The sequence below is a fragment of the Streptomyces sp. NPDC001816 genome, assembly GCF_042892235.1.
Classification (GTDB): Bacteria; Actinomycetota; Actinomycetes; order Streptomycetales; family Streptomycetaceae; genus Streptomyces.
Window position 1 is genome coordinate 204761 of record NZ_JBIATY010000002.1, and the last position, 18826, is coordinate 223586.

15 protein-coding genes and 3 pseudogenes are annotated in these 18826 nt (G+C 67.8%); 9 read left to right on the top strand and 9 right to left on the bottom strand.

All coding sequences use genetic code 11. From position 1 onward, the window contains the following. Together dnaK and ACFYZZ_RS06590 are read right to left on the bottom strand one after the other, a co-directional pair. Nucleotides 1–1866, bottom strand: a complete 1866-nt coding sequence (gene dnaK, locus ACFYZZ_RS06585; protein ID WP_389172365.1) for a molecular chaperone DnaK — start codon at nucleotides 1864–1866, stop codon at nucleotides 1–3. 52 nt (nucleotides 1867–1918) lie between these two features. After that, nucleotides 1919–2275, bottom strand: a complete 357-nt coding sequence (locus ACFYZZ_RS06590; protein WP_389172367.1) for a J domain-containing protein — start codon at nucleotides 2273–2275, stop codon at nucleotides 1919–1921. Nucleotides 2276–2470: 195 nt separating this feature from the next. Here ACFYZZ_RS06590 and ACFYZZ_RS06595 point away from each other — a divergent pair, with 195 nt between their 5' ends. From ACFYZZ_RS06595 to ACFYZZ_RS06615, 5 genes are all read left to right on the top strand, one after another. Beyond that, nucleotides 2471–2899, top strand: a complete 429-nt coding sequence (locus ACFYZZ_RS06595) for an Hsp20/alpha crystallin family protein (RefSeq protein WP_389172369.1) — start codon at nucleotides 2471–2473, stop codon at nucleotides 2897–2899. Nucleotides 2900–3039: 140 nt separating this feature from the next. Next, nucleotides 3040–3420: an STAS domain-containing protein gene (locus tag ACFYZZ_RS06600; protein WP_389172371.1), complete on the top strand. Its 381-nt coding sequence runs from the start codon at nucleotides 3040–3042 to the stop codon at nucleotides 3418–3420. Beyond that, nucleotides 3417–3797 (top strand): hypothetical protein, encoded by a 381-nt coding sequence (locus tag ACFYZZ_RS06605; RefSeq protein ID WP_389172373.1) that lies wholly within the window; start codon nucleotides 3417–3419, stop codon nucleotides 3795–3797. Before ACFYZZ_RS06600 ends, ACFYZZ_RS06605 begins: the two co-directional genes overlap by 4 nt. A 483-nt stretch (nucleotides 3798–4280) precedes the next feature. Then, on the top strand, nucleotides 4281–4550 hold the full coding sequence (locus ACFYZZ_RS06610) for a DUF1876 domain-containing protein (RefSeq protein WP_389172374.1): 270 nt from the start codon (nucleotides 4281–4283) through the stop codon (nucleotides 4548–4550). A gap of 211 nt (nucleotides 4551–4761) precedes the next feature. Beyond that, nucleotides 4762–6174 carry an RtcB family protein gene (locus tag ACFYZZ_RS06615; RefSeq protein WP_389172376.1) on the top strand — a complete coding sequence of 471 codons (1413 nt, stop codon included), beginning with the start codon at nucleotides 4762–4764 and terminating at the stop codon, nucleotides 6172–6174. 39 nt (nucleotides 6175–6213) lie between these two features. On the opposite strand, the gene ACFYZZ_RS06620 is transcribed toward ACFYZZ_RS06615, so the two are convergent. Next, nucleotides 6214–6669 (bottom strand): archease, encoded by a 456-nt coding sequence (locus tag ACFYZZ_RS06620; protein WP_389172377.1) that lies wholly within the window; start codon nucleotides 6667–6669, stop codon nucleotides 6214–6216. A gap of 634 nt (nucleotides 6670–7303) precedes the next feature. After that, nucleotides 7304–7462, bottom strand: a pseudogene (locus tag ACFYZZ_RS06625) (pirin family protein); the annotation flags it as partial. Between the two features lie 150 nt (nucleotides 7463–7612). Here ACFYZZ_RS06625 and ACFYZZ_RS06630 point away from each other — a divergent pair. Next, nucleotides 7613–7813 (top strand): annotated as a pseudogene (locus ACFYZZ_RS06630) (hypothetical protein); the annotation flags it as partial. A gap of 65 nt (nucleotides 7814–7878) precedes the next feature. On the opposite strand, the gene ACFYZZ_RS06635 reads toward ACFYZZ_RS06630, so the two are convergent. Beyond that, on the bottom strand, nucleotides 7879–9900 hold the full coding sequence (locus ACFYZZ_RS06635; RefSeq protein WP_389172379.1) for a non-reducing end alpha-L-arabinofuranosidase family hydrolase: 2022 nt from the start codon (nucleotides 9898–9900) through the stop codon (nucleotides 7879–7881). A gap of 629 nt (nucleotides 9901–10529) precedes the next feature. Here ACFYZZ_RS06635 and ACFYZZ_RS06640 point away from each other — a divergent pair. Together ACFYZZ_RS06640 and ACFYZZ_RS06645 are read left to right on the top strand one after the other, a co-directional pair. Then, the gene (locus ACFYZZ_RS06640) at nucleotides 10530–12176 is read left to right on the top strand and encodes a glycoside hydrolase family 27 protein (RefSeq protein WP_389172380.1); all 1647 of its coding nucleotides are present in this window, start codon (nucleotides 10530–10532) and stop codon (nucleotides 12174–12176) included. A 51-nt stretch (nucleotides 12177–12227) separates the two neighbouring features. Then, entirely contained in the window at nucleotides 12228–12437 is a 210-nt protein-coding gene (locus ACFYZZ_RS06645; protein WP_389172382.1) for a hypothetical protein, read from the top strand. Nucleotides 12438–12599: 162 nt separating this feature from the next. Here ACFYZZ_RS06645 and ACFYZZ_RS06650 read toward each other — a convergent pair. From ACFYZZ_RS06650 to ACFYZZ_RS06665, 4 genes and pseudogenes are all read right to left on the bottom strand, one after another. Further along, nucleotides 12600–13322: pseudogene (locus ACFYZZ_RS06650) on the bottom strand (X2-like carbohydrate binding domain-containing protein); the annotation flags it as partial. Between the two features lie 114 nt (nucleotides 13323–13436). Further along, nucleotides 13437–14402, bottom strand: a complete 966-nt coding sequence (locus tag ACFYZZ_RS06655) for an expansin EXLX1 family cellulose-binding protein (protein WP_389172384.1) — start codon at nucleotides 14400–14402, stop codon at nucleotides 13437–13439. A 100-nt stretch (nucleotides 14403–14502) separates the two neighbouring features. Continuing rightward, nucleotides 14503–14940: an RICIN domain-containing protein gene (locus ACFYZZ_RS06660; RefSeq protein ID WP_389173646.1), complete on the bottom strand. Its 438-nt coding sequence runs from the start codon at nucleotides 14938–14940 to the stop codon at nucleotides 14503–14505. Between the two features lie 187 nt (nucleotides 14941–15127). Further along, nucleotides 15128–17362 carry an alpha-L-fucosidase gene (locus ACFYZZ_RS06665; RefSeq protein WP_389172385.1) on the bottom strand — a complete coding sequence of 745 codons (2235 nt, stop codon included), beginning with the start codon at nucleotides 17360–17362 and terminating at the stop codon, nucleotides 15128–15130. A 379-nt stretch (nucleotides 17363–17741) separates the two neighbouring features. On the opposite strand from ACFYZZ_RS06665, the gene ACFYZZ_RS06670 reads away from it, so the two are divergent. After that, the gene (locus tag ACFYZZ_RS06670) at nucleotides 17742–18806 is read left to right on the top strand and encodes a sugar ABC transporter substrate-binding protein (protein ID WP_389172387.1); all 1065 of its coding nucleotides are present in this window, start codon (nucleotides 17742–17744) and stop codon (nucleotides 18804–18806) included. Nucleotides 18807–18826 lie beyond the last annotated feature (20 nt).

Below are 18826 nucleotides of genomic sequence, written 5' to 3' on the forward strand. Positions count from 1 at the left end.
TCAGCCCGCCTCCCCTTTCTCGTCGTCGACGATCTCGGCGTCCACCACGTCGTCGTCCGATCCCGAGGCGCCCGGAGCCTGCCCGCCCGTGGGCTGCTCGGTGCGCGACTGCTCGTACAGTGCCGTGCCGATCTTCTGCGCCGCCTGTGCCGCCCGGTCCATGGCCTGGCGGATCGCCGCTGTGTCGTCACCTTCGGCGGACTCGCCCTTGAGCTTCTCCTTCAGGTCGGCCAGCGCCGCCTCGGTCTCGGTCTTGGCGTCGGCCGGGATCTTGTCGGGGTTGTCCCTGATGAGCTTTTCCGTCGAGTAGACGAGCTGCTCGGCCTGGTTGCGGGTCTCCGTCGCCTCCCGGCGCCTGCGGTCCTCCTCCGCGTGCTGCTCCGCCTCCCGCACCATGCGGTCGATGTCGTCCTTCGGGAGCGCCGAGCCGCCGGTGACGGTCATCTTCTGCTCCTTGCCGGTGCCCAGGTCCTTCGCCGAGACGTGCATGATGCCGTTCGCGTCGATGTCGAAGGCCACCTCGATCTGCGGCACACCGCGCGGCGCGGGCGGCAGACCGGTCAGCTCGAACATGCCGAGCTTCTTGTTGTAGGCGGCGATGTCGCGCTCGCCTTGGTAGACCTGCACGGTGACCGACGGCTGGTTGTCCTCGGCCGTGGTGAAGATCTCCGAACGCTTGGTCGGGATCGTCGTGTTGCGCTCGATCAGCTTGGTCATGATGCCGCCCTTGGTCTCGATGCCCAGGGACAGCGGGGTGACGTCGAGCAGCAGGACGTCCTTGACCTCGCCCTTGAGCACACCGGCCTGCAGGCTGGCGCCCACGGCGACGACCTCGTCCGGGTTGACGCCCTTGTGCGGGTCCTTGCCGGTCAGCTCCCTGACCAGCTCGGTCACGGCCGGCATCCGCGTCGAACCGCCCACGAGGATCACGTGGTTGATGTCGGACACCTTGATCCCGGCATCCTTGATCGCGTTGTGGAACGGCCCCTTGCAACGCTCCAGCAGGTCGGACGTGAGCTGCTGGAACTGGGCGCGCGTGAGCTTCTCGTCCAGGTGCAGCGGGCCTTCGGCGGAGGCGGTGATGTAGGGCAGGTTGATGTTGGTCTCCGAGGAGCTGGACAGCTCGATCTTGGCCTTCTCCGCCGCCTCGCGCAGCCGCTGCACGGCCATCTTGTCCTTGGACAGGTCGACGCCGTAGTTGTTCTTGAACTGCTTGGCCAGGTGGTCGACGATCCGCTGGTCCCAGTCGTCACCGCCGAGGTGGGTGTCCCCGTTGGTGGCCTTCACCTCGATCACGCCCTCGCCCATCTCCAGCAACGAAACGTCGAAGGTGCCGCCGCCCAGGTCGAAGACGAGGACGGTCTGGTCGTTCTCCTTGTCCAGCCCGTAGGCCAGTGCCGCCGCCGTCGGCTCGTTGATGATCCGCAGGACGTTCAGGCCGGCGATCTCACCGGCCTCCTTCGTCGCCTGCCGCTGGGCGTCGTCGAAGTAGGCGGGGACGGTGACCACGGCATCGGTGACGTCCTCACCGAGGTAGGCCTCTGCGTCTCGCTTCAGTTTCTGCAGCACCCGCGCGGAGACCTCCTGCGCGGTGTACCGCTTGCCGTCGATGTCACCGTGATCCGGGAACCGCCAGGAGTGGTCCCCCATGTGCCGCTTGACCGAGCGGGCGGTGCGTTCCACGTTGGTCACCGCCTGCCGCTTGGCGACCTCGCCGACCAGCACCTCACCGTTCTTGGCGAACGCCACGACCGACGGCGTGGTCCGTGCTCCCTCCGTGTTGGTGATGACGGTGGGCTCGCCGCCCTCCAGGACCGAGACCACCGAGTTCGTCGTACCGAGGTCAATACCGACCGGACGCGCCATCTGGAATCTCCCTCCTCGTCCATGTCCATGCCCTGCCTGCCAGGGCCCTCGTTCACCTGTAGGGCTCCCATCGGACCGGCCCCGCACGCAGCGGCGGTTCGGGGGCTGCGGTGCCGAGTACGACGACGAACCTGCGGGGCGGCCGCGGTGGTACTGGTACCGGAGCCCGAGGAGACTCGGCCGGGCTGCGGTACGTCCGCTCGTACGTCTGGTCATAGGCCGCGCGCCGAATGGGATCGCGCAGCGTCTCGTACGCCGAGCGCAGCTGCCCGAACCGTTCCGCCGTGCGGGCATCCACCCGGGTGTCGGGGCGCAGCTCCCGCACCTGACGCCGGAAGGCGGAGACGATCACCTCGACCGTGGCCGAGGGCTCCACCCCCAGCAACGCATACAGGTCCGGCACCTCCATCCAGGCCACCTCCTCGACCGCTGTGAGCTGCGGGTTCGGACTAACCTGCCTATAAGCTTGGATAAAACTTGAGTGGCCTCTTGTCAAGTCTGGCTGGGCGAGGTATACGGATTGGTGAAGGCACTCCGGGCTCCCGGAGCCCGGACCGGCGAACCGCCAACGAAACGGTTCCTACCAGGCGAAAGGAGCTGAACGATGGTGCTCATCCGAACGGACCCCTTCCGGGACCTCGACCGGCTCACCCAGCAGATGTTCGGCACCCTCGCCCGGCCGGCCGCCATGCCGATGGACGCCTACCAGAGCGGGGACGCCTTCGTCGTCCACTTCGACCTGCCCGGCGTCGACCCGGACACCGTCGATCTCAACGTGGAACGCAACGTCCTGACCGTACAGGCGGAGCGGCCCGGCCCGGACGCCAAGGAAGCCGACCTGCTCGTGGCCGAGCGACCGCACGGCGTCTTCAGCCGCCAGCTCTTCCTGGGCGAATCGCTCGACCTGGAGAAGATCAGCGCGAGCTACGACGCCGGCGTGCTCACGCTGCACATCCCGGTGACGGAGAAGGCCAAGCCGCGCCGCATCGAGATCAGCCGGGGAGACGGAGAGGCCAAGCAGATCACGAGCTGACCGCCGCTGAGTGATGAGCGGCAGAGAGGAGGGACAGACCGAACAGCACGAGGATACGCGGGGAGGCCGCCGCACCTGCGGCAGCGCCGTCCGTGCGGCGGCCCACGACGGGCAACCAGCGGCGGGAAACGGAGAGGACCATGGCTCTCTTCCTGGCGTCGCACTGGGAGGACGGCTGGACCGTGATGGAGATCAACGGGGAACTCGACACCACGACCGCCCACCAGCTGCGTGACTTCGTGGCAGAGGTGACCGGGCAGCACAAGCACCTCAACCTGATCGCGGACCTGTCCGAGCTGACCTACGCCGATGTCGAGGGACTGAGCACCCTCATGTCCATCCGCACCCTGCTGCACGAGGACCAAGGGGAGCTGCGACTGGTCTGTCCCGAAGGGCGGGTCGCGCGGATCCTCCGGACCAGCAAAATCACCCGGGCCATGCCCTTCTACCCCACACTCGCCGCAGCCCTCGCCGCGCCACGATCCGTCCCCGCCGACCGGACAGGAGGTGCTGTGCCGTGATCACCGAACTTGCCGTCGAACGTATCGAATTCACCTGCGGCGCGTGCTGGCACCGATGGAGCGTCGACTACGACGTTCAACGCTACCGGGACGCTCTCGACGACGAATGGGAGTACTTCTACCGGGACAACACGGCGGTCCCCTCCCCCTATACCCCGGCCGGTGCCCCGCCCTGTGAACACTGCGGCCGGCGCTGGGTCGGCCGCCTGGTGGCCCGCCGCCCCATTCCCCTGCCCGGCAACGCGGAAACCCTCCGCAGCCGCGTCCCCGCCGAGGGAGCCCACCGCCCCGAACGCCACACAGCGCCGCTGCTGCAGGCGACCGGTCATCCCCAGCCAGAGCCCGACGCACGAGCGGCTCGTCCGTCGGAGGCGTGACTGTGATCCACGGGGCCGCGAATCTCGCCATGTGGGCGACTCTGTCCCATTCAGCAGCTCGCTCCATAGCATTCCGTCGATCAGAGGAGTTGCTATGGGTGAGCACGTTCATGTCCGCATGTGGGACGGCCTGAGTGTGAGCGATGGCGGTGAATTGATCGAGCTGTCTCGTTGCCGCTGCGGTGCCACGTGGACCAGGACGTACCAGGCGGACGGAGGAGTCCCGGAGGAGTGAGCAGGGACACCGGGGGTGACTGGCCTGTCACGAACTGCGGTCCACGGGTCGTGGCGACGGCGGTAGCCGAGATGTCGTGCCACTCCAGGTGGCATCAGCGAGCCGCTGGTGGCGTGGTCTGCCCTGTCAGCCATGCCCGCGGTGCCAGCCGTGGCATGGATGATCAGGATGCGGCCTTGGCCAGAGCAGAGTCGGCGCCTCCGCCCGTCGCGCGCGACAATGGAGACCTACGGAAGAAAGTGTTCGCCATGCAGACACACCTTTCCTGGCACATTGATCTGAGCATCGACGAAACCGGCTCCGAGGCCGGAGCGGTCGCTCGGTTGAGGCTGCCCGACGCCACCGAAATGTCGGCCCGCGGGCATTCCAATCGCCACCCGGACGACCCCGTGCAGACGCTGGTGGGCGAGGAGCTCGCCACGGCCCGGGCCCTCAATGATCTTGCCCATCAGCTGCTGCGCAAGGCCGCCCACGAGATCGAGGAGAAGACGCACGCCCCGGCGCACCCGCACCTGTGACTCTGTCTCCACTCCATGGTCGTGCGTGGCACTTCCGTGTCGAACGAGCACCACTCGCCGGTTGCGCCAGGCGCCCGAGCGGCCTTGTCGGCGCCGATGCGCTCACCGGCTGCGCCCCACCTGTCGATGGTGAGTACGGCAAGGTACTCCACGCAGCACGGGACGCCGACCGGCACGACACCAGTCTTTGACGGCACGCGGGGAGGCCGCGATGGAACTGGTCGAGGACCACCCCTATCGCTACCGGATCGAGCGGCACGGCTCCATGCGGGTACCCGGCGTCGTCTTCGCCTCCCGGGATCTGCTCGCCGACGCCGAGCAGTCCCTGGCGCAGGTGGTCAACGTGGCCACCCTGCCCGGCATCGTCACCGCCTCGTACGCCATGCCGGACATCCACTGGGGCTACGGCTTTCCCATCGGCGGCGTCGCGGCGACCGATGTCGACGCCGGCGGGGTCGTCTCGCCGGGTGGAGTCGGCTTCGACATCTCCTGCGGTGTGCGGCTGCTGGCGGCGGACTGCGACCGGGGGGAGCTTGAACCCGCTCTGCCGGCCGTGATGGACGGTCTGGACCGGGCCATCCCGCGTGGCGCCGGACCCGGCGGGGTGTGGCGGCCGACCGGCCCCGGAGAGCTGGAGCACATCCTTGAGGGCGGCTCCCGCTACGCCGTCGAGCAGGGCTACGGCGAGGAACGCGACCTGGTGCGCTGTGAGGACCGCGGCGCGGTCGCCGACGCCGACGTCGCCCAGGTCGGAGTGCGGGCCCGGCAGCGGGGGCTCGGGCAGGTCGGCAGCCTGGGCTCCGCCAATCACTTCCTGGAGGTGCAACAGGTCGCCGAGGTGTACGACGAACAGGCCGCAGCTGCCTTCGGATTCGCCGTCGGCCAGGTGTGCGTGATGATCCACTGCGGTTCGCGCGGGCTCGGACATCAGATCTGCACCGATCACGTCAAGGCGATGGACCAGGCCATGGCCCGCTACGGCATCACGGTGCCCGACCGCCAGCTGGCCTGCACGCCCGTGGACTCGCCCGAGGGTCGGGACTATCTGGGCGCGATGGCCGCAGCAGCCAACTACGGCCGCGCCAACCGCCAGTTGCTCACCGACGCGGCCCGACGGGTCTTCCAACGCGCCGCCGGCATCCGGCTGTCCCTGGTCTACGACGTGTCCCACAACCTCGCCAAAATCGAGACCCACACAGTGGATGGGACACGGCGTCGGCTGTGCGTGCACCGCAAGGGTGCCACCCGTGCCTTCCCGCCCGGGCACCCGGATCTGCCGAAGGACCTGCAGGAGGCCGGGCAGCCGGTGCTGATCCCCGGCACCATGGGCACGGCGTCGTACGTGCTGGCCGGGGTGCCCGGCGGGGATGCGTTCAGCTCCACCTGCCACGGTGCGGGCCGCACGATGAGCCGCCACCAGGCCGCCCGCACGATCACCGGCAGGGAACTGGGTGCACGTCTGGAGCGGGACGGCATCAGGGTGCGCCCGCGGTCGTGGCGCGGGCTGTCCGAGGAGACACCGGAGGCCTACAAGGACGTGGGCGCGGTGGTCGCGGCGAGCGAGGGCGCGGGGCTGTGCCGCACGGTGGCCCGCCTGGTCCCGCTCGGGGTGGTCAAGGGCTGAGGCCAGCGCGGCGGCCCATGCTGTCCACGCCTTACGACGTCACGCGTCGATCGTCACCGCACACGACCAGCCGTACGGATCCGGCCCGATCCGCAGCTCGTGCCACGTGACGCCCTTCGGTGCGGCCCCGGTGATCTCCACGTCCGCCAGTTCGGCGAGCGCCAGCCGTACCTCCAGGCAGGCGTGGGAGGAGTAGGTCTCCACGTCCACGGGCACGCGGCTCTGCACCTCCAGCCGGAAGATGACCTCTTCGAGGAGCGCCGCCAGCAGATACTCGTCGGGGCGCTCGGTCAGCCGGAGCCGCTCCATGGTGGTCGCCCGAACGCCGGACACGTCGGCGAAGCACTCCACCATCCCCAGCGCTGCCTCCGCCAAGCAGTCCTCCCGGGTCGCGCCCCACGCCTCGATGCGCATGTCGGCGGTGTGCGGCACGCCACGATGCCCGCTCGCACCCTGCCGCCGCGCCCGTAGGTCGTCGCCGGTGTCACCGACCATGCCCAACCGTGTGCCCGCACGCGCCACATCTACACGTGCCGCCGGGGAAGCAGCCGGAAGCAGCCGGGAAGTCGCCGCGCGCCTGCTGTCCACCCGCTCCGCGCTCCCGGACCGGCTACGTCGCCGGTCCGGCCAGAACTTCAGGGGCATGCCACCGCTCCCCGGCGGGCACGCCTCGCCGACGTCAATCAGCCGATCGAGGCTGACGGCCGGCCAGTGACCTTCTGGCAGGAACTTCCTCCGCACGAGCACGGTAGCCACACCGACGTTGCGCACCTGCTTCGGCGCCTCCACGCTCTGCCCACTCCCACCTTCGAACTCGGGCACCTGGACCCCTTCGTTCGCGTCAGCGAGCGCCTGCACGGCGACGCATGGCCCGGCAATTTGATCCGCACTGCCGAGGGTCCACTGATGATCGACCTAGCACGCTTTTCATTGGGCCCGCCGGAATTGGGCCCTGGTTTCAACCGCTGTACGTGCGCCTACCACGGGCGCCGTCAGCGCGGCGTGCGGACAGTCTCGGAGTAGTCCGTGTGGCAGCATCCAAGGGCCTGCGCCACCAGGGGGCCTCGTGGCCGGGCAGGCGGAGAAACAGTCCCGAACTCCCTGGACGAGAGAATCGGGTTTTCCCAGGTCAGCGCACCCTTCCGCGTGGCTTCAACGGCACCGGCGGCAGCTCAGGCGCCGGCAGCGGGGCCCCGTCGTAGCCCTTCACCTCAGCGAAACGTGCCCCCTTCATCCAGTCCTCGCGAGCCTGCTCGATCTCCTCCTGGGAGCGGGCGACGAAGTTCCATCACATATCGCATAACGCCGCTGTTTCCGCAGGTCAACGGCCTGCGCGACTGCTCCTGGTCAGCGGCAGTGCGAGCATCCCCGGTCTCGGTGGTCGAAGTGCCCCCACCCCTGCAAGATCCGGTACCGGTCGACGGCCGGCAAGCAAGTGGAGGAGTCGGGGTTCCTCCGGACGTCCAACTCCAACTCCGGCACCGTGGACGTCAAGCGGGTCCTCAACTGGATCGCCTACACCAAGGGCTGGATGCCCGGCAGCGAAGTCATCGGCGACGTGCAGTTCGGCTATGAGATCACCTCGTCGTCCGGCGGACTCAACTTCAACACCAACAACCTGACCGTCAGCGTTGGCTGACCTGGCATCGGGGCCGAGGCCGGTCCGCCTCCTTCCTCAGGAGCGGTCGACCTCGGCCCACATGGTCAGCAGGTCGAACTGGTCTGGGTGAGGAGGCCGAGCCGCCACGGGAGGAGGTTGTAGTCGCCGCCCGCGTTGGGGTTCATGCCCTGGTAGAGGTACTGGAGCCGGCAGGAGGGGATGGTGAGGGTCTGGTCGTAGCCGGCCCGGATCATCTCACCGTGGCTGATGTCCCTGGTCCACGCCCCCGAAGGGAAGCTGACGTTGTTGGCGCGGGCGAACGGACTGCTCTCGGACGCGGCCAGGGGCGTCCAGGAGCCGGCGAGGCTGCCGGCCGTCCAGGAGCGGAAGTAGCGTCGGCCGTCCGATCCGATCGCCTCGACGAGCAGCAGATACTGGTTGCTGCCCTGCACCTTGTACACGTTGCTCGCTTCGAACAGGGCGTACTTGTTGGAGTCCTGGGCCGCGATGACGGTGTTGGTGAAGCCGCTCGGGAACTGGCCGACGGTCGTCTGCGAGCGGTACAGGTGTCCGTTGTCGTCGGAGGAGAAGAGGTAGCAGTTGGCGCTGTCGCAGATCACCCACATGTCGACCCAGTAGCCGTTGCCGATGTTCTGCCGGATGATTTCCGGCATCGACGCGTAGAAGTTGCGGGGCGCGCTCCACCCGTTCGGGTTGCTGATGTCGGGGTTGGTGGAGTACGAGGCGTTGCCGGTCTGGTAGACGAGGTACCACAGGCGCTGCGGCGCGTAGTAGAAGACCTGCGGCGCGGCCCGGTAGCCGGCGCCGATGGCGGTGCGGTCCAGATAGTGGTGTGTGGCCGAGCCGGCCTGGGACCAGTCACTGAAGTTCAGGTACACCAGGTTGTAGCCGGAGGAACTGGCGACGCTGGCGAACACGTGGTACTTGCCGTTGTAGTAGACGACCGTCGGATCCTTGATTCCGGCGATGTTGTGAGTGGCGTCCGGTTTCGGTGCGATCAGCGGGCCGCTGGAACTCCAGGAGAAGCGGGAGGGCAGCGCGGCGGCGGACCGGGTCGACAGGGCTGTTGCCGTCTGTGTCGCGGCCGAGCCGCCCAGCGCCGACAGCGTCGCGTTGTACGCCGGCTTCTTGTTGCCGCCCCGGTCGAACAGCAGCGGGTTCTCCCCACTGCGCCAGGAGTCGCTGTCGCGGATGCCCCAGACGGTGATGCCCTTGCAGCGCGGCACGTTCATGCAGGCCCTCACCGTGTTCGCGTACGCGGTCGGCGGCGCCTGGGCGATGTCCAGCTCGGTGATCTGGACGTCCACGCCGAGGGCGGCGAAGTTCGACAGCGTGGTCTGGAAACTGGCAGGTGGGCCGCCGGTGCCGAAGTGGGACTGGAAGCCGACGCAGTCGATGGGCACGCCGCGCGCCTTGAAGTCGCGCACCATGCGGTAGACACCCTGGGTCTTCGCGTCGCTCCAGTTCTCGATGTTGTAGTCGTTGTAGCAGAGCTTGGCGGCAGGGTCGGCGGCCCGCGCGGTGCGGAAGGCCTGCTCGATGAAGCCGTCGCCCAGCAGGTTCTGGAACACCGAGGAGCGGTGCTGGCCGCTGCCGCCGTCGGCGAAGGCCTCGTTGACGACGTCCCAGGCGAAGACCTTGCCCTTGTAGTGGTTCATGACGCTGGTGATGTGGTTGTTCATCACGCTGCGCAGGGTGTTCGCGTCCCTGATGGAGCTGACCCAGCCGGGCAGCTGGGAGTGCCAGACCAGGGTGTGGCCGCGCATGCGCTGCCCGTGTGCCGTGGCGTGGTTCACGATCTGGTCCGCGGGGCCGAAGTTGAACGAGCCGCGGGAGGGCTCGGTCGTGTCCCACTTCATCTCGTTCTCGGGAGTGATCGCGTTGAACTCGCGGTCCAGGATCGAGCTGTACGTGCCGTCGCCGAGCCGTCCGGCGGCCACGGCGGTTCCGAAGTACCGTCCGGACTGGGCTGCCTGGGCGCCCAGAGTGGTGGCCTTGACGGCATCGGGTGCGCCGGTCGCGGTCCCGGGCGTGACCAGGATGGCCGCGGCCAGGAGGGCCAACAGCGACGCTCGGCGACGGCCGAGGTGTTTCAGCGGGTTCATGGTTCTCCTCGTACGGCTGGGTGGGGGGTTGGGTGTGCGATCCTCCGATCGTTCAGGGCGTGGACAGCTCGAACCGCGTGACGCGGACCGCGGGCCGGGGCGGGTGAAGGTGGTGCCGTTGGTGCTGGAGGAGAAGGCGCCGGGGGTGTCAATTCCGGCCGCCGGGGACGCGTCGCTGACGCGGATGACGGTGGCATGTATTGATGAGGGCATGACATATCCAAGCGTCGTACTCCTTGGGCGGCCCGGCCTTTGCGGCTTGGCTTTAGGTGGGAGTGCCCTGCTTCGTTCGTGCGGTGCGGAGCGGCCGGATCGATCCGCAGGTTCGTGATGTCGAACATGGATCGGGTTGTCGGGCCTTTTGGATGATAGGAGGTGGAGGGACGCCGTCAATACCTCTCGCATGATTCGCAAGATAGATCGAAACATTCGGAGCACCAGGGTAGCCGGATTACAGTAGGTCAATTGTCCGGATCTTGCAGATCGGCGGAGCCTTGTTCGGCCATATGAGGTCGCGCGTCGATTCCGTATATCGGATGGTGTTGACATGTTCAGAGGCCTCTCTAGGATGCGTCACGCTTCGAACTTTCCGAATTGCATTCGAAATTTCGACCCAAAGAGGAGCCTCGGTGCCCAGACGATCAGGCAGGCGACTGCTCCACCTCCTCGCGGCCGTCGCGATGACGGTCACCGCCACGGTCACGGCCTCTGCCCACTCCACCGCTTCCGCCGCGCCCGGCAGCCCGGCGCTCACTCCACCGTTGGGATGGAACAGTTGGAACAGCTTCGGGTGCGGGGTCACCGAGGCTCAGGTGCGCCAGGCCGCCGACGCGATGGTGTCTTCGGGCATGCGCGACGCCGGCTACCGGTACGTGGTGGTCGACGACTGCTGGTTCGACCCGCAGCGCGACGCGGCAGGCAACCTGCGGGCCAACCCCACCAAGTTTCCCAACGGGATGAAGGCGCTCGGGGACTACATCCACGGCAGGGGCCTGAAGTTCGGCATCTACCAGGTGCCGGGTGAACGCACCTGCGCGCAGACCAGCGGCGCCTATCCCGGGTCGACGGGCAGCAGGGGACACGAAGCCCAGGACGCTGCCGCGTTCGCCTCGTGGGGCGTCGACTACCTCAAGTACGACTGGTGCTCCTCCAGCGGCACCCGCGACGAGCAGGTCGCGCGATTCACGCTGATGCGCGACGCCCTGCGTGCCACCGGGCGGCCGATCGTCTACAGCATCAACCCCAACAGCTTCCACGCCATCACCGGCGCCACGTACAACTGGGGCGAGGTCGCCGACCTGTGGCGGACGACCGAGGACCTCCTCGACATCTGGCAGAACGGCAACACCAACAGCTATCCGATGGGCGTCGGCAACGTCCTGGACGTCACCGCGCCGCTGGCCGCACAGTCGGGTCCCGGACACTGGAACGACCCGGACATGCTGGTCGTCGGCCGTCCCGGCCTGTCACTGACCGAGTCCCGCTCCCACTTCGCCCTGTGGGCGCTGCTGGGTGCCCCGCTCATGGCCGGCAACGACATCCGAACCATGTCCGCCGACGTGAGCGCCGTCCTGCGCAACCCGCGTCTGCTGGCGGTGAACCAGGACTCGCTGGGCGCGGGCGGGCGCAGGGTGCGCGACGACGGCGGCACCGAGGTGTTCGCCAAGCCCCTGTCGGACGGCTCGGTCGCGGTGGGCCTGTTCAACCGCGGAGAGGGCACGGCGACGATCACCACGACGGCCGCGCAAGTCGGCCTGTCCGGCGGCTCGTTCACTCTCACCGATCTGTGGACCGGCGGCACGTCCAGCACGTCCGGGCAGATCTCGGCGAGCGTCCCCGCGCACGGCGTCGCCGTGTTCCGGGTGACCGGGGGAAGCCCGGTGGCCGCCACCACCTCGCGGCTACGGGGCAGCGCCTCCGGCCGCTGCGTGGACGTGGACAACGCCTCCACCGCCGCCGGGGCCACCGTACTGATCTGGGACTGCCACACGGCCGCCAACCAGCTGTGGACCACGTGGGCCGGCGGCGAGATCCGAGTCTTCGGCGACAAGTGCCTGGACGCCTACAAAAAGGGGACTGCCGACGGTACCCGGGTCATCACCTGGCCCTGCAACGGCCAGGACAACCAGAAGTGGACCGTCGGCGCCGACGGGTCCATCCGCAACGTCCACGCCGGGCTGTGCCTCGACGTCAACGGGTCCGGAACCGCGGGCGGCACCCCGCTGGTCCTGTGGACCTGCAACGGCCAGGCCGGCCAGAAGTGGACCCGCGCGTGACACCTCACCCTGCACACGGATGTACCCACAGGAAAGGGAGTCACAGCGCCGGTGGCTGCCGCAGCCGTCGCCACCGCTACCGTGAGCCCCGGCTGCGGCAACGCCCCCACCCTGACGAGTGGTACGTACACGGCCCCCAGCGGCGGCAAGAACCGCAGCCTCATCCTGCGACTCCCGGACGGCTACGACCGCAACCGCGCCTACCGGCTGGTCGTCGATGCACGCCTCAGAACCCGCCGGAGCCGGCACCGGGCCGCCTGACGCACCGGGTCACCACCGACTCGGGCTGCACGGCCGGGCATCCGATCGCCTGGGCCGCGCTCGACGAAGGACACATCGCCGCTCCACTGTGACGCGACCGCGCGCCAAAAGGGCGGTGCCCTGGTTGCCGGGAGGGGCAACCAGGGCGAGGAGACCGGTCGGTCAGGATGTCGTGCCGGTGACCGAGCCTTGGGACTTGGTGACGTGGTAGGTGACGGTGGCGCCGCTGTGGAAGTGGAAGGTCAGCGTCACATGGTCGCCAGTACGTCACTCCGGTACTGGGTGGGAATGGTGAACGAGCCGGTCGTACCCGTGGCGTTCGACAGCACCGGAGTGTCGGATGTGATCACGTCGATCGTCCGGGGCAGCCCGCGGGAGAACCGGGCCTGGAGCGTCGTGTTGACCCCCGTACCGGCGATCGCCGGTCAGCCGGGTCAGTGCGCGCGCCGTGAGGGTGAGTTGGTTGTCGGTGACGGTGTAGTCCAGTTTCGGAGTGAGTGGGGTGCTGCCCTGCCACAGGCCGCGGAACTTGGTGCCGTTGGGGTTCAGCGTGAGCGTCTTGGCCGTGATCGGGCTGGACTTGGGCACGAAGACCTTGTCGACGGACGCGGTTCCCGAGCGGGTGGTCCAGCTCGACTTGATCCAGGCGTACAGGGCGGGGTCGGTCCACTTCAGCGTCTCGCGGTTCAGGTAGGCGAAGGTTCCGGGGTCCCACAGGGCGGGGGTGACACCGGCGCCGCGCGCCGCGTAGTTGAGGTGCTCGAAGTACTTCAGCGCCTCACCGCGCTCCACGCGGTCGGGGTGGTTGTGGTCCGGCCAGGCGAGCAGACCGTACTCGCCGAGGTAGACCGGGATGTTCTTGGCGACGAACGTTTCGTGCATTCGGCGTAGTAGGCCACAAGCCCTGCTGGTTCACCTACTCCTGAACCAGCAGGGCTTCGGTATGGCCGGACGAGGGCGTGTGCCCCGGTGCCCGGTTGGCGCGGGTCGGCCGCGCGATCAGTGCCGGGCGAACTGGACCCGGGTCGGTTGTACGACGTTCGGCCGCAGGGCGATCCCGCTGACGGTCAGTTGTTCCCCGTAGATGTCAGTGATTCTGATCGTGCTGCCGCACCCACTGCCGTCGGCGGATATGAAGTAGTTGTAAGAGGTGCGGGCCAACTGCCGCCAGCCGCTCGCGGTGTGGACCTCCAGCCTCGCCACCGGATTGCGATGGCTGATCGCCTGGATGCCGCACCAGTAGGGGCTGGACCCGGTCTTGTACCTGATGGACACCGTCTGGGACGTGCTCGGGCTGACCAGGCTCCAGGTGATCGGTATCCGGCCGACCTTGAGGTCGGCGAGTTTAGCGAAGGCCTGTTGGCTGAGGTCGAGTTGCCCGGGTGCGCAGGGCAGGGGGCACTCGTTGGTGATCCGTACCGTGATGGAGGCGCCGTTCGCCGCGCGGACGCGGACGTACGCGCCGCACGCCCTGGACGTCTCGTAGTCGGTGGTGTTCATCGCCGCGATCATCATGTCGTCGCTCGGCCCGAACCCACAGGCGCCGTCTCCGTCGCCGGCTTCGTAGGCGGTGGCGACCCCTGTGTAGGTGGTCCCGGGCCGTATCCGCCCTGCCGACGATGCCGCGGTCGACTTCGTTCGCGCGGCTCGCGGGGTGGACGCGGCCGACGGTCGTTTCGACCGGGTGTTCGCGGAAACCTTCGGTGTCGGCGAGCCCGTCGCGGTCGGCGTGCCTGTCGCGGTCGGGGTGCTGGTGGGACTCGGGGTGCCTGTCGGGGGCGTGGCCCTCGCCGGGGTGCCGGCGGCGGGTGCGACCGCGGCCGAAGCCCCATCGGTCTCGCGGTCGGGGAGCAACGCCATGACCAGGGCAGCGACGACCCCCGCGGCGGCCAGCGCCACCGTGGTGCCCACCATCAGCCTGTGTCTGCGCCTGCGCTGCCGCGCGGCCTGCCTTGCTGTCTTCATGCCTGTCCGTTCGGATGGTCGAGTCGACGGTGCACTGTTCAGTGGCCACAGGAAGCGCAAAGGTTGCCGACGTTTTTTTCGGCTTGTCGACGAGGAGCGGTCAGAGGGCGACCAGCCGCCACTGCTGGTTGGTTCCGTCACCGACAGGCCACTGGATCACCTTGGCGCCGTTGTCCGCCGATCCGCCCTCCACGTCCGCGCACAGGCCGTTGCGGACGTTGACGAGCCGGACATGTCCACCGCCTGCGTCGACCACCTTCCAGTGCTGGTTGTCGTTGTTGCCGTCCGGCCACTGGATGAGCTGGGCACCCTGTCCGGAGCCCCCGGGGCTGTCGACGACCTTGCCGCTGTGGCGGGAGACGAGTCGGAAGGAGCCGTCGGCGTCGGGCTGGAGCCGCCACTGCTGGTTCTGACTGCCGGACCAGCCCCACTGGATCAGGCCGGCGCCGTCGGCGGTACTGCCGCCGGTGACGTCGAGCACCTTGCCGCTGCGCCGGTTTTCGAGCCGGAAGAAGCCGCTGAGCAGGGAGACGGTGATGTCGGTGCGGCTGCGGTGACGAACCGTCTGCGGTCGATGGAGCTGGCCGTCAAGGGGACTCCTTTGTCCGGTCGGCGGTGCGTGGTGCTGGGGGAGTGGAGCGGTGCCCCACCGTCGTGGTGACCCACCGCCGCCCGGTCGACTTGGAGCGGAATCCGGGCGGCGGCGGGGGTCCGGGGAAAAGGGATCAGACGGCCGTGAAGGACCACAGCAGGTTGGTGCTGCTGCCGTACGTCCACTGCTTGGTGACGGAGCCGGAGGCGACGTTGCCGCCGCCGTCGAGGACCAGGCCGGTGGTGCGGTTGGCGATCGAATACTGGTCGGCGCCCCGGAGGGTGATCTTCCACTGCTGGTTGGTGCCCCCGTTCCAGGGAGCCTGCCGGGCGGGGGAGCCGTCGGCGGTGGCACCCCAGCCGTCCGCGACCATGCCGTTGGTGCGGTTGACCAGCTTGTAGTAGCCGCCGCCGACCGCCACCGCCTGCCACTGCAGGTTGGTGCTGCCGCCCGAGGTCCATTGCTTGAGGTTGGAGCCGGAGGCGACGTTGCCGCCGCTGTCAAGGGCGAGTCCGTTGGTGACGTTGGTCATCCGGAAGTACGTGGCCGGGTTGAACTGGACCCTCAGCGAGGTGATCTGGTCGTTGTTGCCGGTGACCCGCAGGTCGGGGTTCTCGTCGGTGAAGGTCCAGGAGGTGCCGGTGAAGTTGTCTCCGGAGTAGCCGATCACCTGGTAGCCGGGAGCCGGTCGGAGGGAGGAGAGGGTGCGCGCGCCGAGTCCGGCCGCGGTCAGGTCGGCCGCGGTGTAGTCGCCGACGGTGAACACGCCTGCGTTGCCGGTGTAGTTGACGTCCGTGAAGGCGACGGCGCCGGCGAGCGGCCGCAGGCCCGGAATCGTGCCGGAGAAAGCGAGCTTCAGGACGTAGGCGTTGGCGTTGTACGGGGCCGAGGACGGCAGGTTTACCGTGAGGCCGGACGAGTTCTGGGCCGGCGTGGGCAGGTCGATGTAGGTGCCGGCGGTGGTGCCGAGGAGCTTCACCGAGGTCAGCGACGAGAGGTTGATCCGGTCCGAGCCGAGGGTCTTGATCGTCAGCGAACTGCCGGGCCAGCCCAGGACGGTGGCGTACAGGACGTTGTCGGCCTTGTTGCGGGTGAAGCGGATGTCCTGCGGCGTGCCGGCGTGCGGGGTGGTGAACGCACCGCCGCCCATCTTCGTCGGGCCCTCGCCGTACGCCGTCCAGGCGCGGGTCGAGTACAGCGACTCGCCGAAGCGCTTCAGGTGGTCCCCGATACCGAGCAGGAGGTCCTTCTGTGCCTGGGGGATGGTGCCGTCGGCCATCGGCGCGATGTTCAGCAGCATGTTGCCGTTCTTGCTGACCCGGTCGATGAACGAGTGCAGCATCTGCTGGATGGTGTAGTAGCCGATGCCCTGGGTGTAGCACCAGCTGCTGCTGGAGATGCTGTCGTCGGTCAGCCAGTACGGAGAGGTCAGATCCCCCGGACCGCCGCGCTCGTAGTCGAAGACCTCGCCCTTGCCGTTCATGCCGTCCTTGTAGGTGGCGACGACCTCACGGCCCCAGCTGTTGGCCTGGTTGTAGTAGTACGAAAGGAAGTTCAGGCGCTGTGTCTCGTCGACGGCGTCCATCCTGAAGTCCTGCCACAGGATGTCGGGTTGGGCACGGTCGATGACCTCCTTGAGCTTGTCGTACCAGAGCCGGTTCTCCGCGGCCGAGCCCAGCTGCCCGTAGAGTTTCTTGAGACTGGGGTCCGTCTGGGCGGGGACGAACTCGTAGAAGCCGTTGAAGTGGTACGCGTGATGCATGGCCACCAGCAGCTTGAGACCCTTGGCACGGATGGCCGTGGAGAAGAGCCGCAGGAGATCCAGCCCCGGGCCCTTGTTCACCGAGTTCCACTCGTTGACCTGGCTGTCCCACATCGAGAAGCCGTCATGGTGCTCGGCGACCGGGCCGGCGAACCTGGCGCCGGCGTCGACGAACAGCTGCACCCACTCGTCGGGGTCGAACTTCCCGCCCGCCGACTTCAGCTTCGGCGCGAACTTCACGAAGTTGCCCGCCAGGTCCTGTGCCCCGTTGATGAAGTTGTGGTACGGCCATGCCGACGGCTGGCCGTAGGTCGCGATGTGGTGCTGGTTGGCGTTGCTGCCCGCCTGGTACATGTTGCGCGGGTACCACTCGTTGTCGTAGGCGGGGACGCTGAAGACACCCCAGTGGAAGTAGATCCCGAACTTCGCGTCCTGGAACCACTCCGGGGCCGGCGGATGCTGGTCGACCGAGTTCCAGTCGGGCGTGTACGTGCTGGGCGCCGCCGCCTGGGCGATGCCGGCACCGAACACACCTCCGGCAACGGCCGCCGCTGCGACGCACGTGGCACCGGCCAGGAAGTGGCGTCTGTTGATCGAACTCGACATGGAGACATCCCTGATGCAGAAGGAGACAGGGGAGGACAGGGCGCCGCTTGTTACGCATGAAGGTCCGCCATGTCTCCCTGGGATGTCAACCGGTGTGCAGGGATGAAAAGCGCCGAATGGCCGGGTAGTTAGCCGTACTTGATGTGCTTTCGTGGCGATTTGAGACCGCCCAAACATGGCATGTCTGTCAGCGCTCCATGGCCGATTTGGATCATCCAGGTGCAAGGATTGATGGGATGGATCTCGCCTTCTTGGTGTCAGCTGCTAGACAGGAAGCCAGCGGCACGCCTATAAACATCCCATCTCTACCGCACGGCGATACGCAGATGTCGTCGAGGCGAAACATCTCCCGCTACGGGACCGGCGCGAGGAAGCACCGATGAGAGTCAGAACCGCCCTCTGTTCAGCCGTCTCCGCCCTGTCCGCACTGGTGTTGCTCAGCGCCTGCAGCAGCGGCTCCACCAGCGGTACGTCGTCGAGCGACACGCCGCTGGTCGGCGTCGACTACCCGCGCTCCGACACCGACTTCTGGAACTCCTACATCAAGTACACGCCCCAGTACGGCAAGCAGCTGGGCCTGGACCTGAAGACGACCAACTCGCAGAACGACGTCGCCAAACTCACCGCCAACGCACAGACGTTCATCAGTCAGGGCGTCAAGGGCATCGCCATGGCCCCGCAGGACACCGCCGCCATCGCGCCGACGCTGGCGCAGCTGGAGGCGAAGAAGATCCCGGTCGTCACCGTCGACACCCGCCCCGACAGCGGCAAGGTGTTCATGGTCGTGCGCGCCGACAACCGCGCCTACGGCGAGAAGGCCTGTCAGTACCTGGGCACCAAGCTCGGCGGCAAGGGCAAGGTCGTGATGCTCGAGGGTGGCCTGGACTCCATCAACGGCCGTGACCGCACCGAGGCGTTCAACGACTGCATGAAGAAGAACTACCCGGACATCAAGGTGTTCGGCGAGGCCACCAACTGGGACGGTGCCGTCGCCGCCCAGAAGCTGCAGACCGATCTGACGGCCCACCCGGACATCAAGGGTGTCTACATGGAGGCCAGCTTCGCGCTGTCCGGCACGCTCCAAGTCCTCAAGCAGAAGGGCCTGTTGGTCGGACCGAAGGACAAGAAGCACGTGTTCGTCGTGTCCAACGACGGAATCCCCGAGGAGCTCAAGTCCATCGCCGCGGGCAAGATCGACGCCACGGTCTCGCAGCCGGCCGACCTCTACGCCAAGTACGCCCTGTACTACGTCAAGGCCGCGATCGACGGGAAGACGTTCAAGCCCGGCAAGACCGACCACGACAGCACCATCATCCAGGTCCGCGACGGCGTGCTCGAGGACCAGCTCTCCGCCCCGCTCGTCACCGCCGACGGCGGCACCTACGGCGGCGTGCCCAGCGTCAAGAGCGACGACAAGTCGCTGTGGGGCAACAACCTCGGCTGATTCGTCTTCCGGAACAACGG

What these genes read in the sequence shown, in the direction of transcription:
- dnaK (WP_389172365.1), bottom strand. Translation starts at nt 1,866, where the DNA reads ATGGCGCGTCCGGTCGGTATTGACCTCGGTACGACGAACTCGGTGGTC.
- ACFYZZ_RS06590 (WP_389172367.1), bottom strand. Translation starts at nt 2,275, where the DNA reads ATGGAGGTGCCGGACCTGTATGCGTTGCTGGGGGTGGAGCCCTCGGCC.
- ACFYZZ_RS06595 (WP_389172369.1), top strand. Translation starts at nt 2,471, where the DNA reads ATGGTGCTCATCCGAACGGACCCCTTCCGGGACCTCGACCGGCTCACC.
- ACFYZZ_RS06600 (WP_389172371.1), top strand. Translation starts at nt 3,040, where the DNA reads ATGGCTCTCTTCCTGGCGTCGCACTGGGAGGACGGCTGGACCGTGATG.
- ACFYZZ_RS06610 (WP_389172374.1), top strand. Translation starts at nt 4,281, where the DNA reads ATGCAGACACACCTTTCCTGGCACATTGATCTGAGCATCGACGAAACC.
- ACFYZZ_RS06615 (WP_389172376.1), top strand. Translation starts at nt 4,762, where the DNA reads ATGGAACTGGTCGAGGACCACCCCTATCGCTACCGGATCGAGCGGCAC.
- ACFYZZ_RS06620 (WP_389172377.1), bottom strand. Translation starts at nt 6,669, where the DNA reads ATGGTCGGTGACACCGGCGACGACCTACGGGCGCGGCGGCAGGGTGCG.
- ACFYZZ_RS06635 (WP_389172379.1), bottom strand. Translation starts at nt 9,900, where the DNA reads ATGAACCCGCTGAAACACCTCGGCCGTCGCCGAGCGTCGCTGTTGGCC.
- ACFYZZ_RS06655 (WP_389172384.1), bottom strand. Translation starts at nt 14,402, where the DNA reads ATGAAGACAGCAAGGCAGGCCGCGCGGCAGCGCAGGCGCAGACACAGG.
- ACFYZZ_RS06665 (WP_389172385.1), bottom strand. Translation starts at nt 17,362, where the DNA reads ATGTCGAGTTCGATCAACAGACGCCACTTCCTGGCCGGTGCCACGTGC.
- ACFYZZ_RS06670 (WP_389172387.1), top strand. Translation starts at nt 17,742, where the DNA reads ATGAGAGTCAGAACCGCCCTCTGTTCAGCCGTCTCCGCCCTGTCCGCA.